The 19,108-nt window shown below is 45.9% G+C and carries 11 protein-coding genes, 3 tRNA genes, 4 rRNA genes and 1 pseudogene; 8 read left to right on the forward strand and 11 right to left on the reverse strand.

Annotation, left to right across the window (positions count from 1 at the left end; translation table 11 throughout):
* Positions 1-23 precede the first annotated feature (23 nt).
* From secA to rrf (JEZ96_RS01845), 8 genes are all read left to right on the forward strand, one after another.
* Positions 24-2,753: a preprotein translocase subunit SecA gene (secA, locus tag JEZ96_RS01810; RefSeq protein ID WP_061783359.1), complete on the forward strand. Its 2,730-nt coding sequence runs from the start codon at positions 24-26 to the stop codon at positions 2,751-2,753.
* Positions 2,754-3,523: 770 nt separating this feature from the next.
* Positions 3,524-5,066 (forward strand): 16S ribosomal RNA (locus tag JEZ96_RS01815).
* 213 nt (positions 5,067-5,279) lie between these two features.
* A tRNA-Ile gene (locus JEZ96_RS01820) sits at positions 5,280-5,356 on the forward strand.
* 137 nt (positions 5,357-5,493) lie between these two features.
* Positions 5,494-5,569 (forward strand) — tRNA-Ala (locus tag JEZ96_RS01825).
* 443 nt (positions 5,570-6,012) lie between these two features.
* Positions 6,013-8,905: ribosomal RNA gene (locus JEZ96_RS01830) — 23S ribosomal RNA — on the forward strand.
* A 177-nt stretch (positions 8,906-9,082) separates the two neighbouring features.
* Positions 9,083-9,198, forward strand: a 5S ribosomal RNA gene (gene rrf / locus JEZ96_RS01835).
* A gap of 73 nt (positions 9,199-9,271) precedes the next feature.
* Positions 9,272-9,347, forward strand: a tRNA-Thr gene (locus JEZ96_RS01840).
* A gap of 37 nt (positions 9,348-9,384) precedes the next feature.
* Positions 9,385-9,500, forward strand: a 5S ribosomal RNA gene (gene rrf, locus JEZ96_RS01845).
* The 16S, 23S and 5S rRNA genes sit together here with 3 tRNA genes alongside, the layout of an rRNA operon.
* 21 nt (positions 9,501-9,521) lie before the next feature.
* Here rrf (JEZ96_RS01845) and JEZ96_RS01850 read toward each other — a convergent pair.
* The 11 genes and pseudogenes from JEZ96_RS01850 to ubiE form a co-directional block, all read right to left on the reverse strand.
* A pseudogene (locus tag JEZ96_RS01850) lies at positions 9,522-9,942 on the reverse strand (transposase); the annotation flags it as partial.
* Positions 9,943-10,073: 131 nt separating this feature from the next.
* Positions 10,074-11,081, reverse strand: coding sequence for a porphobilinogen synthase (hemB, locus tag JEZ96_RS01855; protein WP_011790913.1), 1,008 nt, complete (start codon positions 11,079-11,081; stop codon positions 10,074-10,076).
* Between the two features lie 9 nt (positions 11,082-11,090).
* Positions 11,091-12,965, reverse strand: coding sequence for a sensor domain-containing diguanylate cyclase (locus tag JEZ96_RS01860; RefSeq protein WP_198779845.1), 1,875 nt, complete (start codon positions 12,963-12,965; stop codon positions 11,091-11,093).
* On the reverse strand, positions 12,958-13,761 hold the full coding sequence (locus tag JEZ96_RS01865) for a TatD family hydrolase (protein WP_025008539.1): 804 nt from the start codon (positions 13,759-13,761) through the stop codon (positions 12,958-12,960). The genes JEZ96_RS01860 and JEZ96_RS01865 overlap by 8 nt, the downstream gene beginning before the upstream one ends.
* Positions 13,761-14,288: a hypothetical protein gene (locus tag JEZ96_RS01870; RefSeq protein ID WP_025008538.1), complete on the reverse strand. Its 528-nt coding sequence runs from the start codon at positions 14,286-14,288 to the stop codon at positions 13,761-13,763. The genes JEZ96_RS01865 and JEZ96_RS01870 overlap by 1 nt, the downstream gene beginning before the upstream one ends.
* 46 nt (positions 14,289-14,334) lie before the next feature.
* On the reverse strand, positions 14,335-15,084 hold the full coding sequence (tatC, locus tag JEZ96_RS01875; RefSeq protein WP_011790909.1) for a twin-arginine translocase subunit TatC: 750 nt from the start codon (positions 15,082-15,084) through the stop codon (positions 14,335-14,337).
* Positions 15,085-15,087: 3 nt separating this feature from the next.
* The gene (tatB, locus tag JEZ96_RS01880) at positions 15,088-15,564 is read right to left on the reverse strand and encodes a Sec-independent protein translocase protein TatB (protein ID WP_011790908.1); all 477 of its coding nucleotides are present in this window, start codon (positions 15,562-15,564) and stop codon (positions 15,088-15,090) included.
* 7 nt (positions 15,565-15,571) lie between these two features.
* Complete coding sequence (gene tatA / locus JEZ96_RS01885; protein ID WP_011790907.1) at positions 15,572-15,811, reverse strand: Sec-independent protein translocase subunit TatA; 240 nt, start codon at positions 15,809-15,811, stop codon at positions 15,572-15,574.
* Positions 15,812-15,870: 59 nt separating this feature from the next.
* Positions 15,871-17,520 (reverse strand): ubiquinone biosynthesis regulatory protein kinase UbiB, encoded by a 1,650-nt coding sequence (ubiB, locus tag JEZ96_RS01890; RefSeq protein ID WP_061782861.1) that lies wholly within the window; start codon positions 17,518-17,520, stop codon positions 15,871-15,873.
* The gene (locus JEZ96_RS01895; RefSeq protein ID WP_025008537.1) at positions 17,517-18,137 is read right to left on the reverse strand and encodes a ubiquinone biosynthesis accessory factor UbiJ; all 621 of its coding nucleotides are present in this window, start codon (positions 18,135-18,137) and stop codon (positions 17,517-17,519) included. Before JEZ96_RS01895 ends, ubiB begins: the two co-directional genes overlap by 4 nt.
* Entirely contained in the window at positions 18,137-18,892 is a 756-nt protein-coding gene (ubiE, locus tag JEZ96_RS01900) for a bifunctional demethylmenaquinone methyltransferase/2-methoxy-6-polyprenyl-1,4-benzoquinol methylase UbiE (RefSeq protein WP_011790904.1), read from the reverse strand. The genes JEZ96_RS01895 and ubiE overlap by 1 nt, the downstream gene beginning before the upstream one ends.
* Between the last annotated feature and the right edge of the window lie 216 nt (positions 18,893-19,108).

A 19,108-nucleotide genomic window follows, 5' to 3' on the forward strand; every position in this document is an offset into this window, starting at 1 on the left:
CCTACAGAGAATAAGTGATTCAGATGTTTGGTAAATTACTGACAAAAGTATTTGGTAGCCGTAATGATCGTACCCTTAAAGGGTTGCAAAAGGTCGTTATTAAAATTAATGCACTCGAAGCTGATTATGAAAAGTTAACCGATGAAGAGCTAAAAGCAAAAACGGCTGAGTTCCGTGAGCGATTAACTGCAGGTGAAACTCTCGATGACATCATGGCAGAAGCGTTTGCTACAGTTCGTGAGGCATCCAAGCGTGTGTTTGAAATGCGTCACTTCGATGTGCAATTACTTGGTGGTATGGTGCTTGATAGCAACCGTATTGCTGAAATGCGTACGGGTGAAGGTAAAACCCTAACGGCAACCTTACCAGCTTATCTCAATGCGCTGACTGGCAAAGGTGTTCACGTGATCACTGTGAACGACTACTTAGCACGTCGTGATGCTGAGAATAACCGCCCATTATTTGAGTTTCTTGGTTTAACCGTTGGGATTAACGTCGCAGGTATTGGTCAGCAAGAAAAGAAAGCTGCTTATAATGCCGATATTACCTACGGTACTAACAATGAATTTGGTTTCGATTATCTGCGCGATAATATGGCATTTTCGCCACAGGATCGCGTACAACGCCCATTGCACTACGCCCTTATCGATGAAGTTGACTCAATTTTAATCGACGAAGCGCGTACGCCATTAATTATCTCTGGCGCCGCTGAAGATAGCTCTGAGTTATACACTAAGATTAATACCCTTATCCCAAATCTTATTCGTCAGGATAAAGAAGATTCCGAAGAGTATGTGGGAGAGGGCGATTACAGTATTGATGAAAAAGCCAAACAAGTGCATTTCACTGAGCGCGGTCAAGAGAAAGTAGAAAACTTGCTGATCGAGCGCGGTATGTTAGCAGAAGGTGACTCTCTCTATTCTGCTGCCAATATCTCTCTACTGCACCATGTTAATGCAGCACTACGGGCACATACACTATTTGAGCGTGATGTTGACTATATCGTTCAAGATGGCGAAGTAATTATCGTTGATGAACATACTGGCCGTACTATGCCAGGTCGTCGTTGGTCTGAAGGTTTACATCAAGCCGTAGAAGCCAAAGAAGGCGTGCATATTCAGAACGAAAACCAGACGTTAGCTTCAATCACTTTCCAGAACTACTTCCGTCAATACGAGAAGCTGGCAGGTATGACAGGTACAGCCGATACTGAAGCGTTCGAATTCCAGCACATTTATGGATTAGATACAGTCGTTGTACCAACCAACCGTCCAATGGTCCGTAAAGATATGGCCGACTTGGTTTACTTAACCGCCAATGAAAAGTATCAAGCCATTATTAAAGATATTAAAGATTGCCGCGAACGTGGTCAGCCAGTATTGGTGGGTACAGTATCAATCGAACAGTCTGAGCTATTAGCACGCTTAATGGTGCAGGAAAAGATCCCGCACCAAGTATTGAACGCTAAGTTCCATGAGAAAGAAGCTGAAATTGTCGCGCAAGCTGGTCGTACAGGTGCTGTGACGATTGCCACAAACATGGCCGGTCGTGGTACTGACATCGTGCTCGGTGGCAACTGGAATATGGAAATCGATGCCCTCGATAATCCAACTCCAGAGCAAAAAGCCAAGATTAAAGCCGATTGGCAAGTGCGACATGATGCTGTCGTCGCTGCGGGCGGTTTACATATTTTAGGTACTGAGCGTCACGAATCTCGCCGCATTGACAACCAATTACGTGGACGTGCGGGTCGTCAAGGTGACGCAGGTTCTTCACGTTTCTATTTATCTATGGAAGATAGCTTAATGCGTATCTTCGCCTCTGATCGTGTCTCTGGCATGATGAAAAAGCTGGGCATGGAAGAAGGCGAAGCGATTGAACATCCATGGGTATCACGCGCAATTGAAAACGCACAACGTAAAGTTGAAGCGCGTAACTTCGATATCCGCAAGCAATTACTTGAGTTTGACGATGTAGCAAACGATCAACGTCAAGTGGTTTACGCTCAGCGTAACGAGTTAATGGATGCTGAAAGTATTGAAGATACTATTAAAAACATTCAAGACGATGTGATTGGCGCAGTTATAGATCAGTATATTCCACCGCAATCAGTAGAAGAGTTATGGGATGTTCCAGGGTTAGAGCAGCGCCTAAACCAAGAATTTATGCTTAAACTGCCAATTCAAGAATGGCTAGATAAAGAAGACGACTTACATGAAGAAAGTCTGCGTGAGCGTATTATCACCTCTTGGTCTGATGCTTATAAGGCGAAAGAAGAAATGGTCGGTGCCTCAGTACTGCGCCAATTCGAAAAAGCAGTGATGCTACAAACCCTCGATGGCTTGTGGAAAGAGCATTTAGCAGCAATGGATCATTTACGTCAAGGTATCCACTTACGTGGTTACGCGCAGAAGAATCCAAAGCAAGAGTATAAGCGTGAGTCATTCGAGCTGTTCCAACAATTGCTGAATACGCTGAAACATGACGTGATTAGCGTGTTGTCTAAAGTTCAAGTGCAAGCTCAGTCAGATGTTGAAGAAATGGAAGCGCGTCGTCGTGAAGAAGATGCTAAGATCCAACGCGACTATCAACATGCAGCCGCAGAAGCGTTAGTCGGTGGTGGTGATGAAGATGACGAATCTATCGCTGCACATACACCGATGATCCGTGACGGTGATAAAGTGGGTCGTAACGATCCTTGTCCATGCGGTTCAGGACGTAAGTATAAGCAATGCCATGGTAAGTTAAGCTAATCTGCTGCACGACTTACTGACATTACTTCTATCGAATAGATTGATTAGAACACTAAAGGCAACTTATCGAAGTTGCCTTTTTATTTTCCTTTAATAAACCTTACGTTTAATCTGATTGCATCTGGATTGTATTTTCTTACTCTTCTTTTATAGCGAATCGTTGTTATTCCCCATTGAACATAGTTTCACTCTTATCAATAGCCATTAAAGTAAACCTGTCGTGGTCGTAAATTTAACCGTTAAAAACCATTTTGTGGATAAGTCTGAGGATAAAGTGGGGGTATAGTGTGACTAACTGAAAGTATTAAAAAAAGATCTAATTTTCTCAAAAAAGCCCTTGCGGACTTGGTTAATCTCCCTATAATGCGCATCCACTGACAGGGCAGACAGCGAAACGCAAGTTAAGCAAAGAAAGCCAAGCAGTTCATCGGTTAGCAAGCTAAACGATGAGTGTTGAGAAAGTTGAAAAAACTACTTGACGCACTAACGGGAATGCGTAGAATACGCAGCCCTGACCCGCTGAAAACACTGAAGTGTGTAAGCGAATGGTCAACGCTCTTTAACAATATATCAAGCAAATCTGTGTGGACACTCACAGGTGTTGAGTTAATCGAAACTGCTTAGCCTTCGGGTTGGCAGTCAAAGAATTAAATCAACCAATTCTTTCACGAGAGTGAAGAGTGTCCATAGCAATATGTACAAAGAGTTAATCGCAAGATTAATTCGAACAGAATTCGTTGAGCCGAAACCTTCGGGTTTCACCAAAACTTTAATTGAAGAGTTTGATCATGGCTCAGATTGAACGCTGGCGGCAGGCCTAACACATGCAAGTCGAGCGGCAGCACAAGGGAGTTTACTTCTGAGGTGGCGAGCGGCGGACGGGTGAGTAATGCCTAGGGATCTGCCCAGTCGAGGGGGATAACAGTTGGAAACGACTGCTAATACCGCATACGCCCTACGGGGGAAAGGAGGGGACCTTCGGGCCTTCCGCGATTGGATGAACCTAGGTGGGATTAGCTAGTTGGTGAGGTAATGGCTCACCAAGGCGACGATCCCTAGCTGTTCTGAGAGGATGATCAGCCACACTGGGACTGAGACACGGCCCAGACTCCTACGGGAGGCAGCAGTGGGGAATATTGCACAATGGGGGAAACCCTGATGCAGCCATGCCGCGTGTGTGAAGAAGGCCTTCGGGTTGTAAAGCACTTTCAGTAGGGAGGAAAGGGTGTAGTTTAATACGCTATATCTGTGACGTTACCTACAGAAGAAGGACCGGCTAACTCCGTGCCAGCAGCCGCGGTAATACGGAGGGTCCGAGCGTTAATCGGAATTACTGGGCGTAAAGCGTGCGCAGGCGGTTTGTTAAGCGAGATGTGAAAGCCCTGGGCTCAACCTAGGAATAGCATTTCGAACTGGCGAACTAGAGTCTTGTAGAGGGGGGTAGAATTCCAGGTGTAGCGGTGAAATGCGTAGAGATCTGGAGGAATACCGGTGGCGAAGGCGGCCCCCTGGACAAAGACTGACGCTCATGCACGAAAGCGTGGGGAGCAAACAGGATTAGATACCCTGGTAGTCCACGCCGTAAACGATGTCTACTCGGAGTTTGGTGTCTTGAACACTGGGCTCTCAAGCTAACGCATTAAGTAGACCGCCTGGGGAGTACGGCCGCAAGGTTAAAACTCAAATGAATTGACGGGGGCCCGCACAAGCGGTGGAGCATGTGGTTTAATTCGATGCAACGCGAAGAACCTTACCTACTCTTGACATCCACAGAACTTTCCAGAGATGGATTGGTGCCTTCGGGAACTGTGAGACAGGTGCTGCATGGCTGTCGTCAGCTCGTGTTGTGAAATGTTGGGTTAAGTCCCGCAACGAGCGCAACCCCTATCCTTATTTGCCAGCACGTAATGGTGGGAACTCTAGGGAGACTGCCGGTGATAAACCGGAGGAAGGTGGGGACGACGTCAAGTCATCATGGCCCTTACGAGTAGGGCTACACACGTGCTACAATGGCGAGTACAGAGGGTTGCAAAGCCGCGAGGTGGAGCTAATCTCACAAAGCTCGTCGTAGTCCGGATTGGAGTCTGCAACTCGACTCCATGAAGTCGGAATCGCTAGTAATCGTGGATCAGAATGCCACGGTGAATACGTTCCCGGGCCTTGTACACACCGCCCGTCACACCATGGGAGTGGGCTGCAAAAGAAGTGGGTAGCTTAACCTTCGGGGGGGCGCTCACCACTTTGTGGTTCATGACTGGGGTGAAGTCGTAACAAGGTAGCCCTAGGGGAACCTGGGGCTGGATCACCTCCTTACCTATACGACTAACTCGATGCTTGGTCGAAAAATGCTCCTGCATTTTCGACATTCGGTACATCCGTGTACCTTTTGAGTGTTCACACAGATTTGCTTGATAGAAGAAAGAGTAAAAGATGGGTCTGTAGCTTAACTGGTTAGCACCCCAATCCCCTCATAAAGAGTAGGGTGAGGTCGGTGGTTCTGGATGGTTGTAGATTTATCAATAAGATGGGTCTGTAGCTCAGCTGGTTAGAGCGCACCCCTGATAAGGGTGAGGTCGGTGGTTCAAGTCCACTCTGACCCACCAATCCTTCCTTCTCAGCGTTGGAAAGTGACTCGTTTAGTGAACTAAACGTCGCCACTGTCCGCCTTGATAAGAAATGATTGGCAAACCAATCCTTTAAGAGGTTTGGAACATCTTATTTACTCGCACTGCATGTAAATGGGGCTATAGCTCAGCTGGGAGAGCGCCTGCCTTGCACGCAGGAGGTCTGCGGTTCGATCCCGCATAGCTCCACCATTTACTGCATTATGGTTAGAGATGCCAAAGATAAACTGAAAAATTATCTTTGGCTTTTTTAAGCCCGCTCTTTAACAATTTGGAAAGCTGATAGTATTAAACACAATGATGTCTGTCGTTGTGTTGATACGAAAAAAGTTTAATGCGAAAGCATTGAACATTGAGTTCTCAAACACTTTATTAAGTGTCTTGAATATTCAAGTCTAAGGCGCGTCCACTTCTTTGGTCAGAAGTGAGACAAGTAAAACCAAGCTGGTCGCAATACAATTCGATATGTGTTTTTTCTTATTTCGATAAGATAAGCGCAGCCAATCGCTTGTTAGGCAAGGCCGTAAGTTGAATGACGAATGAGTGTAGCAGCGCTACATGATTGAGGAATGAGACTTGCAACGCCGCATAACAAGAGGAGTGGCAAGCGAAAAAGAAACCTATCTGGGTTGTATGGTTAAGCGACTAAGCGTATACGGTGGATGCCTTGGCAGTCAGAGGCGATGAAGGACGTAGTAACTTGCGAAAAGCGTTGGCGAGCTAGTAACAAGCATTTGAGCTAACGATGTCCGAATGGGGGAACCCGGCCGCATAAGCGGTCATCATGTAGTGAATACATAGCTACATGAGGCGAACGAGGGGAACTGAAACATCTAAGTACCCTTAGGAAAAGAAATCAACCGAGATTCCCCTAGTAGCGGCGAGCGAACGGGGATTAGCCCTTAAGTCTATGGGGTGTTAGTGGAATGGTCTGGAAAGTCCAGCGGCACAGGGTGATAGCCCCGTACACGAAAACTAACCGTAGATGAAAACGAGTAAGGCGGGACACGTGACATCCTGTTTGAATATGGGGGGACCATCCTCCAAGGCTAAATACTCCTGACTGACCGATAGTGAACCAGTACCGTGAGGGAAAGGCGAAAAGAACCCCTGTGAGGGGAGTGAAATAGAACCTGAAACCGTATACGTACAAGCAGTGGGAGCGGTTCTTGAGACCGTGACTGCGTACCTTTTGTATAATGGGTCAGCGACTTACATTTTGTAGCGAGGTTAAGCGAATAGCGGAGCCGTAGGGAAACCGAGTGTTAACTGCGCGTTTAGTTGCAAGGTGTAGACCCGAAACCCGGTGATCTAGCCATGGGCAGGTTGAAGGTTGAGTAACATCAACTGGAGGACCGAACCGACTAATGTTGAAAAATTAGCGGATGACTTGTGGCTGGGGGTGAAAGGCCAATCAAACCGGGAGATATCTGGTTCTCCTCGAAAGCTATTTAGGTAGCGCCTCGAGCGAATACCATTGGGGGTAGAGCACTGTTAAGGCTAGGGGGTCATCCCGACTTACCAACCCTTTGCAAACTCCGAATACCAATGAGTACTACTCGGGAGACAGACGGCGGGTGCTAACGTCCGTCGTCAAAAGGGAAACAACCCAGACCGTCAGCTAAGGTCCCAAAGTGTATGTTAAGTGGGAAACGATGTGGGAAGGCTTAGACAGCTAGGATGTTGGCTTAGAAGCAGCCATCATTTAAAGAAAGCGTAATAGCTCACTAGTCGAGTCGGCCTGCGCGGAAGATGTAACGGGGCTAAACATACCACCGAAGCTACGGGTGCAGCCCATTAGGGTTGCGCGGTAGAGGAGCGTTCTGTAAGCCGTTGAAGGTGAAGGGGTAACCCACGCTGGAGGTATCAGAAGTGCGAATGCTGACATGAGTAACGATAAAGGGGGTGAAAAACCCCCTCGCCGAAAGACCAAGGGTTCCTGTCCAACGTTAATCGGGGCAGGGTGAGTCGACCCCTAAGGTGAGGCCGAAAGGCGTAATCGATGGGAAACAGATTAATATTTCTGTACTTCCGCTAACTGCGATGGAGAGACGGAGAAGGCTAGGCTAGCGCGGCGTTGGTAGTCCGCGTTTAAGGTGGTAGGTGGGTGACTTAGGCAAATCCGGGTTGCTATACACTGAGAGCTGATGACGAGGTCCTAAGGGACTGAAGTAGTTGATGCCATGCTTCCAGGAAAATCTTCTAAGCTTCAGGTTAGTGGGAATCGTACCCCAAACCGACACAGGTGGTCGGGTAGAGAATACCAAGGCGCTTGAGAGAACTCGGCTGAAGGAACTAGGCAAAATGGTACCGTAACTTCGGGAGAAGGTACGCTCCTGTTGGTGATGAGACTTGCTCTCTAAGCTGACGGGAGTCGCAGATACCAGGTGGCTGCAACTGTTTATCAAAAACACAGCACTGTGCAAACTCGCAAGAGGAAGTATACGGTGTGACGCCTGCCCGGTGCCGGAAGGTTAATTGATTGGGTTATCGCAAGAGAAGCTCATGATCGAAGCCCCGGTAAACGGCGGCCGTAACTATAACGGTCCTAAGGTAGCGAAATTCCTTGTCGGGTAAGTTCCGACCTGCACGAATGGCGTAATGATGGCCACGCTGTCTCCAGCCGAGACTCAGTGAAGTTGAAATTGCGGTGAAGATGCCGTATACCCGCGGCTAGACGGAAAGACCCCGTGAACCTTTACTATAGCTTGGCACTGAACATTGAACCTACATGTGTAGGATAGGTGGGAGACTATGAAGTTGGGACGCTAGTCCTGATGGAGTCGTCCTTGAAATACCACCCTTGTAGTTTTGATGTTCTAACCTAGACCCCTAATCGGGGTTAGGGACAGTGCCTGGTGGGTAGTTTGACTGGGGCGGTCTCCTCCCAAAGAGTAACGGAGGAGCACGAAGGTTGGCTAAGTACGGTCGGACATCGTACGGTTAGTGCAATGGCATAAGCCAGCTTAACTGCGAGACATACACGTCGAGCAGGTACGAAAGTAGGTCATAGTGATCCGGTGGTTCTGAATGGAAGGGCCATCGCTCAACGGATAAAAGGTACTCCGGGGATAACAGGCTGATACCGCCCAAGAGTTCATATCGACGGCGGTGTTTGGCACCTCGATGTCGGCTCATCACATCCTGGGGCTGAAGTCGGTCCCAAGGGTATGGCTGTTCGCCATTTAAAGTGGTACGCGAGCTGGGTTCAGAACGTCGTGAGACAGTTCGGTCCCTATCTGCCGTGGGCGTTGGATGATTGAGGGGAGTTGCTCCTAGTACGAGAGGACCGGAGTGAACGAACCGCTGGTGTTCGGGTTGTCATGCCAATGGCATTGCCCGGTAGCTACGTTCGGAATCGATAACCGCTGAAAGCATCTAAGCGGGAAGCGAGCCCCAAGATGAGTCATCCCTTGGACTATAAGTCCACTAAAGAGCCGTTCGAGACTAGGACGTTGATAGGCATGGTGTGTAAGCGTTGTGAGGCGTTGAGCTAACATGTACTAATGACTCGAGAGGCTTAACCATACAACCCAGATGGGTTTTACTGCAAAGTGAGCTTAGACAGAATATAAACACTTAATGAAGTGTGGACTCAAAAAACAATCAGTTTTCCGAATTATTAAATAAGATAAGAGCAGGTTTTAGTTCCTAGAATCTAGCAGCACGCAGTGCGCTCTCGAGTCTTGTTTAAAACCAAATATGCTTGGTGACAATAGCATTGTGGAACCACCTGATCCCATCCCGAACTCAGAAGTGAAACGCAATCGCGCCGATGGTAGTGTGGGGTCTCCCCATGTGAGAGTAGGTCATCGCCAAGCGCCTAATTTAGGTTTCCACTTTTCGATAAAAGTGAAATCAAAAATGGATAATCATCACTGATGATAAAGAATTGCTGATATGGCTCAGTCGGTAGAGCGCATCCTTGGTAAGGATGAGGTCCCCAGTTCGATTCTGGGTATCAGCACCATTACAATCTAGTGCCTTTTCCTAGAATACAAAATTTGCTTGGTGACAATAGCATTGTGGAACCACCTGATCCCATCCCGAACTCAGAAGTGAAACGCAATCGCGCCGATGGTAGTGTGGGGTCTCCCCATGTGAGAGTAGGTCATCGCCAAGCGCCCAAATAAACACAAAAGCCCTAGCCTAAACCGCTAGGGCTTTTGTGTTTATCCACTTCGCGAAAATTTACCTCGATGTCGACTCGCCAGCTAAGCTGGGGCAAAAATAACGTCCACCCATGTTTGATGGAACACTGCTCGACAATATCGGCATAGCCGCTAAAACAACAATTGGCCAACATATTTTGACGTAGCCACTGCCATACCTGCTCTATCGGATCCAACTTCGGTGAATAAGGGGCAACTTGAGAAGCGTGAGATTATCAAAGTTTGTTGATGCGAGCCTGCGCCGTCCATGATGAGCAGTGCATGGCGCCCAAATGCTGTGGCGGCTGAAATCAGCTTTAAATGCTCGTACATATATTCGCTATTGGCATGCGGCGCAATAATCGCTTGTGTCGCCCCCATCGCCGGACACACTGTGCCATATAGTGCCTGACTGCACGTGGATGAGTATCTTTTGGGGGGACAAATGTGGGTGGTCATCCATAAGAATGTAATCGGTATTAAAAGTTGCAGATACAAAAAGAGCAGCCATCTGGCTGCTCTTGCTTCCCACATTCACACTGCGTCTAGGCTTCTTTAAGCCACTGAGCTGCGCGTTTGGCGAAATATGTGAGAATACCATCGGCTCCTGCACGCTTGAAGCAGAGTAGGGACTCCATCACGATCGCCTTTTCTGCCAACCAACCGTTTTGGATTGCTGCCATATGCATGGCGTATTCACCGCTGACTTGATAAGCGAATGTTGGCACTGCAAGTTCGGTTTTGACACGATGCACTATATCTAAATAAGGCATACCAGGTTTGACCATGACCATATCTGCACCTTCCTGAATATCCAGTGCGACTTCGTGCAATGCTTCATCACTGTTTGCAGGATCCATTTGGTAGCTGTGTTTATTGCCTCCTTTTAGATTGCCTGCTGAACCGACAGCATCGCGGAATGGTCCATAGTAGCTTGATGAGTACTTTGCTGAGTAAGCCATGATTTGGGTGTTCACATGACCAGCCGCTTCAAGTGCTTGGCGTATTGCACCAATACGGCCATCCATCATATCTGATGGTGCAATGATATCTGCGCCAGCTTCTGCATGCGATAGCGCTTGCTTCACGAGAATGTCGGTTGTGATATCGTTAAGGATATAACCTGTTTCGTCTATGATACCGTCTTGACCGTGAGTGGTGAAGGGATCTAGTGCCACGTCCGTCATGATGCCGAGCTGTGGAAAGGCTTTTTTGAGCTCGCGCACAGCACGTTGTACTAGGGCATCTGCGTTATAGGCTTCTTCTGCCATTAATGTCTTTTTCTCTGCAGGTGTCACAGGGAAAAGTGCGATCAATGGAATACCTAACTCAACCAGTTCTTCAGCCTCCTTCAGTAGCAAGTCTATCGAGTAGCGTTCGACACCTGGCATAGAGGCAATTTTTTCACTACGATTAGTGCCTTCAAGGATAAACATTGGGTAAATCAAGTCATTGACCGTTAGATGATTTTCGGCCATCAATCGACGACTAAAATCATGTTTACGCATGCGGCGCATTCTGCGCTGTGGAAAAGCACTGGTAATAATATTCACTTCTGACTCCTAATTAGGTTCTGCTGTTGCAGAAGAATATAATTTCACTTGATTACGCCCACTATTTTTTGCTTGATAGAGCGCTTTATCTGCTTGTTCAAGTAAGGTTGTACTGTGTTGATCGCTGGCGACTATATCTGCGCTCACACCTATACTGACGGTGAGAGGGATGGGTTTTCCTTCCCACATTAAACCAATTGACGTTACTGCATCTCTTATAGTTTCAGCAACTTGAAGTGCACCGTCTGCAGTTGTATTGGGGAGGATGATAGCAAACTCTTCACCACCAAAACGTGATACTAGATCCGTTGGACGCTTTAAGCTTTGTTGTAATGTTTGAGCGATAATCTTTAATGCTTGGTCGCCTGCTAAATGGCCAAACTGGTCGTTGATTGATTTAAACTTATCTATATCAAGCATTAATACCGCAATAGGAGTTTCTTGCCGTCGACTGATCCGGCTTTCTGCAAGCAATCGTTTATCAAAAGCGCTGCGGTTTTTAACACCAGTGAGACTATCGATAGTACTTTGTTCTGTGAGTTTTTGATTTACTTCGTGTAATTCTCTTAGTGTAATCTCAAGCTCTAAGGTGCGCTCTTGCACCATTTGCTCCAGCTTTTCATTCGTTTCAGCTTCTAGTTTCAGGGCTTCTTCTCGAGCACTACGAATTTTCTGGGCTTGCTTTAATGCCTCTTGCTGAATACGCAGTTTTGCCTTACGTTCATCGTTATATCGGATTGCAAGTACGAGGGACATGAAGATGATCTCAAAGGTGAGTCCGAGCATAACTGGTGTCTGAGGTTTCATATTTAAATCAATCACGCTCAGGTATAGCAGGCTACTGATACAGGCCCCTGTTAGCATGCTGACCCAACCTATAGTGTAAAGTCTGGCAAGTTTATGCCCATTGATAGCTTGCATAATAGCAAGCACCATAAGGATGAGGCTGAGAATGGCGACTGAAATAATCTCAATGTATAAGGCTGTGCCATAGTGGATAAATGGCAGTAATAGCCCAACGAGTAAAATGTATACAGCGCTGTAGCGGCAAATAAGCAGCATATGGCGATTATAGTATTTGAGTTGCAGAATCTTTTCGGTAAACATCAACGCGAATGCCATGACTACAGGTAGTAGTATAGGCACCATAATTTGTTGCAACATAGGCCATTCTGGCCAAATAAAACGGAAAGCGAAGCCGTTAATCGTTGCGACGAGTAAAGTCATGCTAAGCACATAACCAGAATAGTAGCTATAGCTGAAAGATCCTGAAGCGACAGCAATAAAAAGACTAAAAATGCCTATCGCAGCTAACACCCCTAATTGAAATCCATGCTCAACGGCTGTTGATTCTGCTATTTGTGCCAAATCATTTGCAGACCAGAGGTAGAGTGGGACTGCTGCGCTGCCTTCCGTTTCAATATGCAGATAAAAAGTGTGTTCTTCATTAGCACTGATTTTGAAAGGGTAGAGGAAAATATTACTGAGTAACGGCCGTTCAGAGTAAGGCAGACTATCTCCCATATAAACTACGTTGAATGGTTTTTGATTAATGAGGTGGTAGATAGTCACTTTATCTAACAAAGGATTATCTAGGGCTAAGATCCGTGAAAGACTTTCATCAGTACTATTCAAACTGATGTTTAGCCAAAAGTTATGTTGACTAAGTTTTTGAATATCTTTATTGGTAAAGTTACGCCATTCTTGTTTAGACAGATTCTGGATATCTGCCAATTGCGTTGTTGAAGGATGACTTACCTGTAGCCAAGGAGTTAAGTTCAGTGGTGTTGGTGTATCTGTGTCGATGTGGAGTAAAGCCGCAGCGGAAGTTACAGACGTTAGCAGCCCAAGAAAGAATAAAAGAAAGCGACTTACTTTAGCCATTATCTCGACTCAAATTAAAAAACGCTAAGCTATTTTGATAGCAGCGTGCAGCAAATTCATCTGCATTTTCCCCCCTCAAATCTGCAATGTATTTTGCAATATAGGGGAGGTGTTCTGGCTTGTTTTTGCTCGATTTTGGCTTAGGTCGCATGCTTCTTGGTAGAAGATAAGGGCTGTCAGTTTCTATCAGTAAGCGTTCTTGTGGAATAAAGGGGACGAGTTGTGCTAACTCTTGGCCTCGCCTTTCGTCACACACCCAGCCAGTAATGCCTAAGTGTAAATCGAGCGAAATGTAGGTCTCCATTTGTGCATGGGTTCCAGTAAAGCAATGCAGTAATGCACCCGTAAGCTGTGGCCTATATTCTTGTAGAATAGCGATAAAATCCTCATGAGCGTCCCGTTCGTGCATCAGTACGGGCATTTTCAACTCAACCGCCAATTCCAGTTGGGCGATAAAAGCCTGACGCTGGATAGGTCTTGGTGAAAAATCACGATTATAGTCTAAACCACACTCACCAATAGCAACGGCCTGAGGTGCTTGGCAAAGCTGAGCTTGTAACTTACTTGAATCGGTATTCCAAGTGCTCGCATGATGGGGATGTACACCTGCAGTGCAATAAAGTTGGTTCGGATATTGTTTACAAAGGGTAATGGCGGCTGCACTTTCACTTAAATCGCTGCCAATAACAATTAACGGCGAAACCCCTTGGCTCGCCGCTGCTTGTATGATTGATGCTATTTCTGGCTCGAGTGCGCTGCCAAGTAAATTGACAGCGATATCTATATATGAGGGCATTATTTTAGGCGTTTCACCCGAATTTTGGCATTGCGATTATCAGTACCCATTAAGAAAGAACCTAAAGCTGCCTTTTCAATATAAACCGTCTCGCCTTGCTTTAAGTTGTACTTACGGCCTTCGGTTTGTTTCCAAATTTGACCATTGGTGAAAGTGACTTTAAGCGCGCCGTAGGCATCTTCAGTTGTAGATTGAACTTCCAAATAAATTTTATCTACAGTATTTTCTTGAATGCGCTTAGCTTCCATTCCAAAGTCATCGGCAATATTCGCAGCAGGTGCTTGTGACGTCGTTGCAACGGTAGCCGCCTGTTCTGAAACCGGTGCAACGATTGTCATTGTGGTTGGAGCTTGAGTGTTTACTATGGCTGGTGTTACACCTTTGACGCTTTCTGCTAGTTTGTCATAGCAAATTAAGCGTTCAAGTTTATCCGCCGTTGCGGCACATTGGGTTAGCTGCTGTTCAATGCTGGCATTAGCTTGCACTGATACTATAGCTATAGCTACAGCCATAATAGTTAAGCGCATGAGAATCTTCCTTATTATTATATTTTCTCTAACGCCAGCTAAGACGTTAGCTATTGGTTTGTTCTTCGTCGTCTGATTCGTCGCTAGGTTTGCTGTAAAAACGAGCGGCGAATAAACCACCTTCAAACAATAGCAGCATTGGTACAGCAAGCATAGTCTGCGAGATGACATCTGGTGGCGTTAATAGCATACCAACAACGAAGGCGCCAACAACAATATAGGGGCGTTTTTGTCTTAAGTCATCAGGAGTTGTGACACCAGCCCAGCAGAGTAAAACGACTGCGATGGGGATTTCAAAGGATAGGCCAAAGGCAAAGAAAAGCTTCAAAATGAAGTTTAGGTAGCTAGTAATGTCCGTCGCAACTTGAACTCCTTCCGGTGCATTATTAGCAAAGAATCCAAAAACAACAGGAAATACAATATAATAGGCAAAGGCAATGCCGAGATAAAACAATACGGTACTGCTGAATAGCAGTGGCATCACTAAGCGTTTTTCATGTTTATATAAACCCGGTGCAACGAAGGACCAAATTTGAAATAACACATAAGGCACAGCCACAAAAAATGATAAAACGAGCGTCAATTTAAAAGGCGCAAAAAATGGCGCAGCGACATCTGTCGCAATCATACTGCCACCAAGCGGTAAAGACTGCATTAAAGGTATTGCCATGTAATGGTAGATATCATTTGCCCAGTACACACTGCAAATGAACACCAATAACACGCTAGCAATGGATTTTAGCAGCTTGGACCTAAGTTCAAGCAAATGGCTGATAAGTGGCTGCTGTTGCGACATGAATTATCCGTTGGCTTTCGGGTTAGAACTGGTATCCACGCCCTGAGATGGCTCATTGTGAGCGGCGGGAGACGTCAAATGTTGACTTGTCTCTAATGGGGTCGTCGGATTGGTCTGGCTCACTTGAGCTGGACTGTGAATTTGATTATCCGGTGCAGCCGTCCCTTGGGATGAAGAGTCTTGAACTTGATAAGGACGGTTTACGGATTGCGCCGCTTGTTTTAACTGTTCAATGGACTCTTTGAGTTCAGGCGAAAGATTAGATAACCCTTTGCTTTCAGCTTTTTTAAGATCGGCATGTAATTGCTCAATCTTTAGCTCCTGCTCAAGCTCTTCTTTGACTGAGTTGGCCATGCGTTTCATCGCGCGGATCCAACCTGTAACCGAACGTACCGCGACCGGTAAACGTTCGGGGCCAAGAACGACTAGCCCCAAAACACCGATCAGCAGCAGCTCCATAAAGCCGATACCGTCAAACATAATAGAGTTACGCCTGTTCTTTGTTAGACTCAGGTTTCTTTTCAGTCGCCTGTTGAGTTGTTTGCGCTGTTTTAGCTGCTTCGGTATCTTCTAATGCCTTTTTATCTTCTTCTGAAGACATTGCATTTTTGAAGCCTTTAACCGCACCACCTAAATCACCACCCAAAGAGCGTAATTTCTTCGTTCCAAACAATAAGACAACGATTAAGGCAATGATAAGAAGTTGCCAAATACTAATGCCACCCATGAAGGTATCCTCTTAATTGAAATCGGTTCTATTATGAACCTCTGATTAATTAGTGCTAGCTAAAATTTACGATTCTTTGGCCTAGATCGCCATCCGATGAACCACATAAGTACGCCTGAAGTTAAGCATACGTAAGGGGACCACAGTGTAGCGTCTTGGTTGAATAATAACGTGCCACAGATCAATAAAACCGCAGAAGTGATAAGCATGTAATTGCTTTTATGAGCTTGCTGCTGATATTTCAGATACTTATCTAGCATTTGTTGCTGAGAACTCAGCAATTTCCTGCCTAACTTAAGGTTGTCGTAAATTAGTTCAGGGAATTCAGGTAGTTTATCAGACCAATATGGCAGTTTTGTGGATACCTTTTTAAACATCGCTTTAGGCCCCACTTGCTCAGCCATCCACTGTTCTAAAAAGGGTTTCGCGGTTTGCCATAAGTCCAACTGTGGGTAAAGCTGGCGTCCGAGACCTTCGATATAAAGTAAGGTTTTTTCCAGTAATACCAGTTGTGGTTGTACTACGATATCGAAGCTGCGTGCTGTGCGAAAGAGTTCTAATAGCACGTGGCCGAAGGATATTTCATCGAGTGGTTTGTTAAACATAGGTTCACAAACTACTTTGATTGCTTGTTCGAAAGCCTGTAGATCCGTTTTTTCTGATACCCAACCAGACTCAATATAAAGTTGGGCGATTCGGTGGTAATCACGATTAAAGAATGCGAGGAAGTTTTCTGCCAGATAGCGCTTATCGACTTCGCTGAGTGTGCCCATAATGCCGCAGTCTAGGCCTATGTAGTAAGGATTCTCGGGATGGTCGCGGGAGATAAAAATATTCCCCGGATGCATATCTGCATGGAAAAAATTATCGCGGAACACTTGGGTAAAAAATAGCTCAACCCCGCGTTCTGCTAGTAATTTAAAGTTTGTACCTTGTGCTTTTAGGGCGGCAATATCGGAGACAGGGATGCCGTAAATGCGCTCCATTACCATTAAACGCGGGTAACAAAACTCTTCATAAACATAAGGGACATAAAGTGCATCTGAGTTGAGAAAGTTATTGCGTAACTTTATTGCATTTAAGGCTTCTAGCTTCAAATTCAACTCGCCTAAAATGGTGACTCGATAGTCCTCAATCACTTCAGCGGGGCGTAAGCGATTACCTTCACCAAGAAAATATTCAAGCAGATTAGCAGTTTGTGACATCAACTGTAGGTCGGCCAGAATTTTAGCCTCTACATTAGGGCGGAGCACTTTCAATACTACGGCTTTACCATTTGATTTGAGCGTCGCGGTATGAACTTGGGAAATAGATGCAGAGGCCAATGGCGTTTCATCAAAGTCATCAAACAAAGATTCAATCGATGCTTTTAACTCGGCCTCAATTGCTTTGCGAGCGAGCACACCATCGAAGGGAGGGACTTTGTCCTGGAGCATGGCTAACTCAATGGCCCATTCATCACTCAATAAATCGCGCCGGGTTGAGAGCATTTGTCCGAGCTTAATATAAACAGGGCCGAGCTCTTGCATTGCCAGTTTTAAGCGTTCACCACCGGGTTTGCTTTTATGTTTATTACGTATCCAAAATAAGCTACTACGGGCGAGTGTAAAGTACCAAGGGGTTATCTTTGGCGGCAGAACTTCATCTAACCCGTATTGAAGCAGGGTTTTTATGACGTGGTAACCGCGGCGGATACTGGTAAGGGTCATGGCTTAATGTGGTCTCTTAATTGGATTATTCGCTGTTCAAGGGCAAGAGTATCACTGACTAAATCATCCAGTTGATCGCGAAAATAAACTAATTCAATTTTGTGTGGTGCGAGGCGATACTCTTCAACTGCAAGTTGACCTAAATGGGAGCGAGTTTTGCGTAAAACATCGAGGGCAAAATCCTTTGCCTGATGGCCTGTACTGATGAGTTTATGGGTGGCGGCATCACCTAAGTAGCGTGATATGGGCTCCGCAAAATCAAACTCTATACCACGTAGATATTGGCTAAAACTTTGTAATAAATTGAGGTCGCCCTCTAGTTTGAGTTTATCCTGTTTAATTAATTCGGTTAAGTTAGCCCCTTCCGTCACACGGTAAAGTGTCGTTGCATCGGCATGTAGACTGACATCGACCTCGCCTTCGTAGTGGCTGAGTACTTGGATCTCTTTGGCAAAAATCAAATAAATCGGCCAGCTAAGTTGTGATAATTGGATGCGAAATACTTTTCCATGTAAATGGCGTCGGCGCGAATAATCACCACCCGCTTGGGCCTGAAGCTTTTTCAGACCCGTTTCAATTGCGGCGCAGGCAAGCAGCACAACTTCTTGCGGCATCATTAGAACTTATAACCACGGTGCAATGCGACAATGCCGTCGGTCATGTTGGTGTAGTCGACTTGTTCGAAGCCTGCATCAACCATCATTTGCTTCAGAGTATCTTGATCTGGGTGCATGCGGATCGATTCCGCCAAATATTCATAGCTATCTGCATCTTTAGTGATGAGTTCACCCATCTTAGGTAAGACTTTGAAGCTATATAAATCATACACTTTACGCATGATTTCATGCTGAGGCTTAGAAAACTCTAACACCAATAACTTGCCACCTGGCTTAAGCACGCGGTTCATTGAACGTAGCGCCGCATCTTTATCGGTCACGTTACGTAGACCAAAGGCGATGGTAATAATGTCGAAGTGGTTATCGGGAAACGGCAGTGCTTCTGCATTCGCTTGTACATAACTGACATTGTTGACTATACCTTTATCGCGCAGCTTAGTGCGGCCGACTTTCAGCATCGAATCGTTAATGTCGGCTAATACCACTTCCCCTTTATCGCCCACTAAGTGAGAGAATTTTGCAGTTAAATCGCCTGTGCCGCCTGCTAAGTCTAAGACTTTCATACCAGGGCGAGCACCAGAAACCTCAATGGTATGACGCTTCCAGAAACGGTGGATGCCGAAGGACATTACATCGTTCATGATATCGTACTTAGCGGCAACAGAATGAAACACGCCGGCAACGAGTTCGGCTTTTTTATCGGCCTCTACAGTTTTGTAACCAAAGTGGGTACTTTTAGATTCGCCCTCAGACATCAATGTGTTCCTATTGTTTTGCAATGTATTAGCTGCGAGTGTATGCCATCGCCTGCATTTGCTGAATCTTTGATCTATCACTCTGTGATCGAGTTAGTAAACTAACGTCAGTGTCTTTGTTTACGCCACTTGGTATAGCACAACAAGTTATGTGCCTGCGACCACATAAAACGGACAGGCATTAGACCACAATATCAAGATTTGTTGAATAGCTTA

This window comes from Shewanella putrefaciens (assembly GCF_016406325.1).
GTDB lineage: Bacteria > Pseudomonadota > Gammaproteobacteria > Enterobacterales > Shewanellaceae > Shewanella > Shewanella putrefaciens.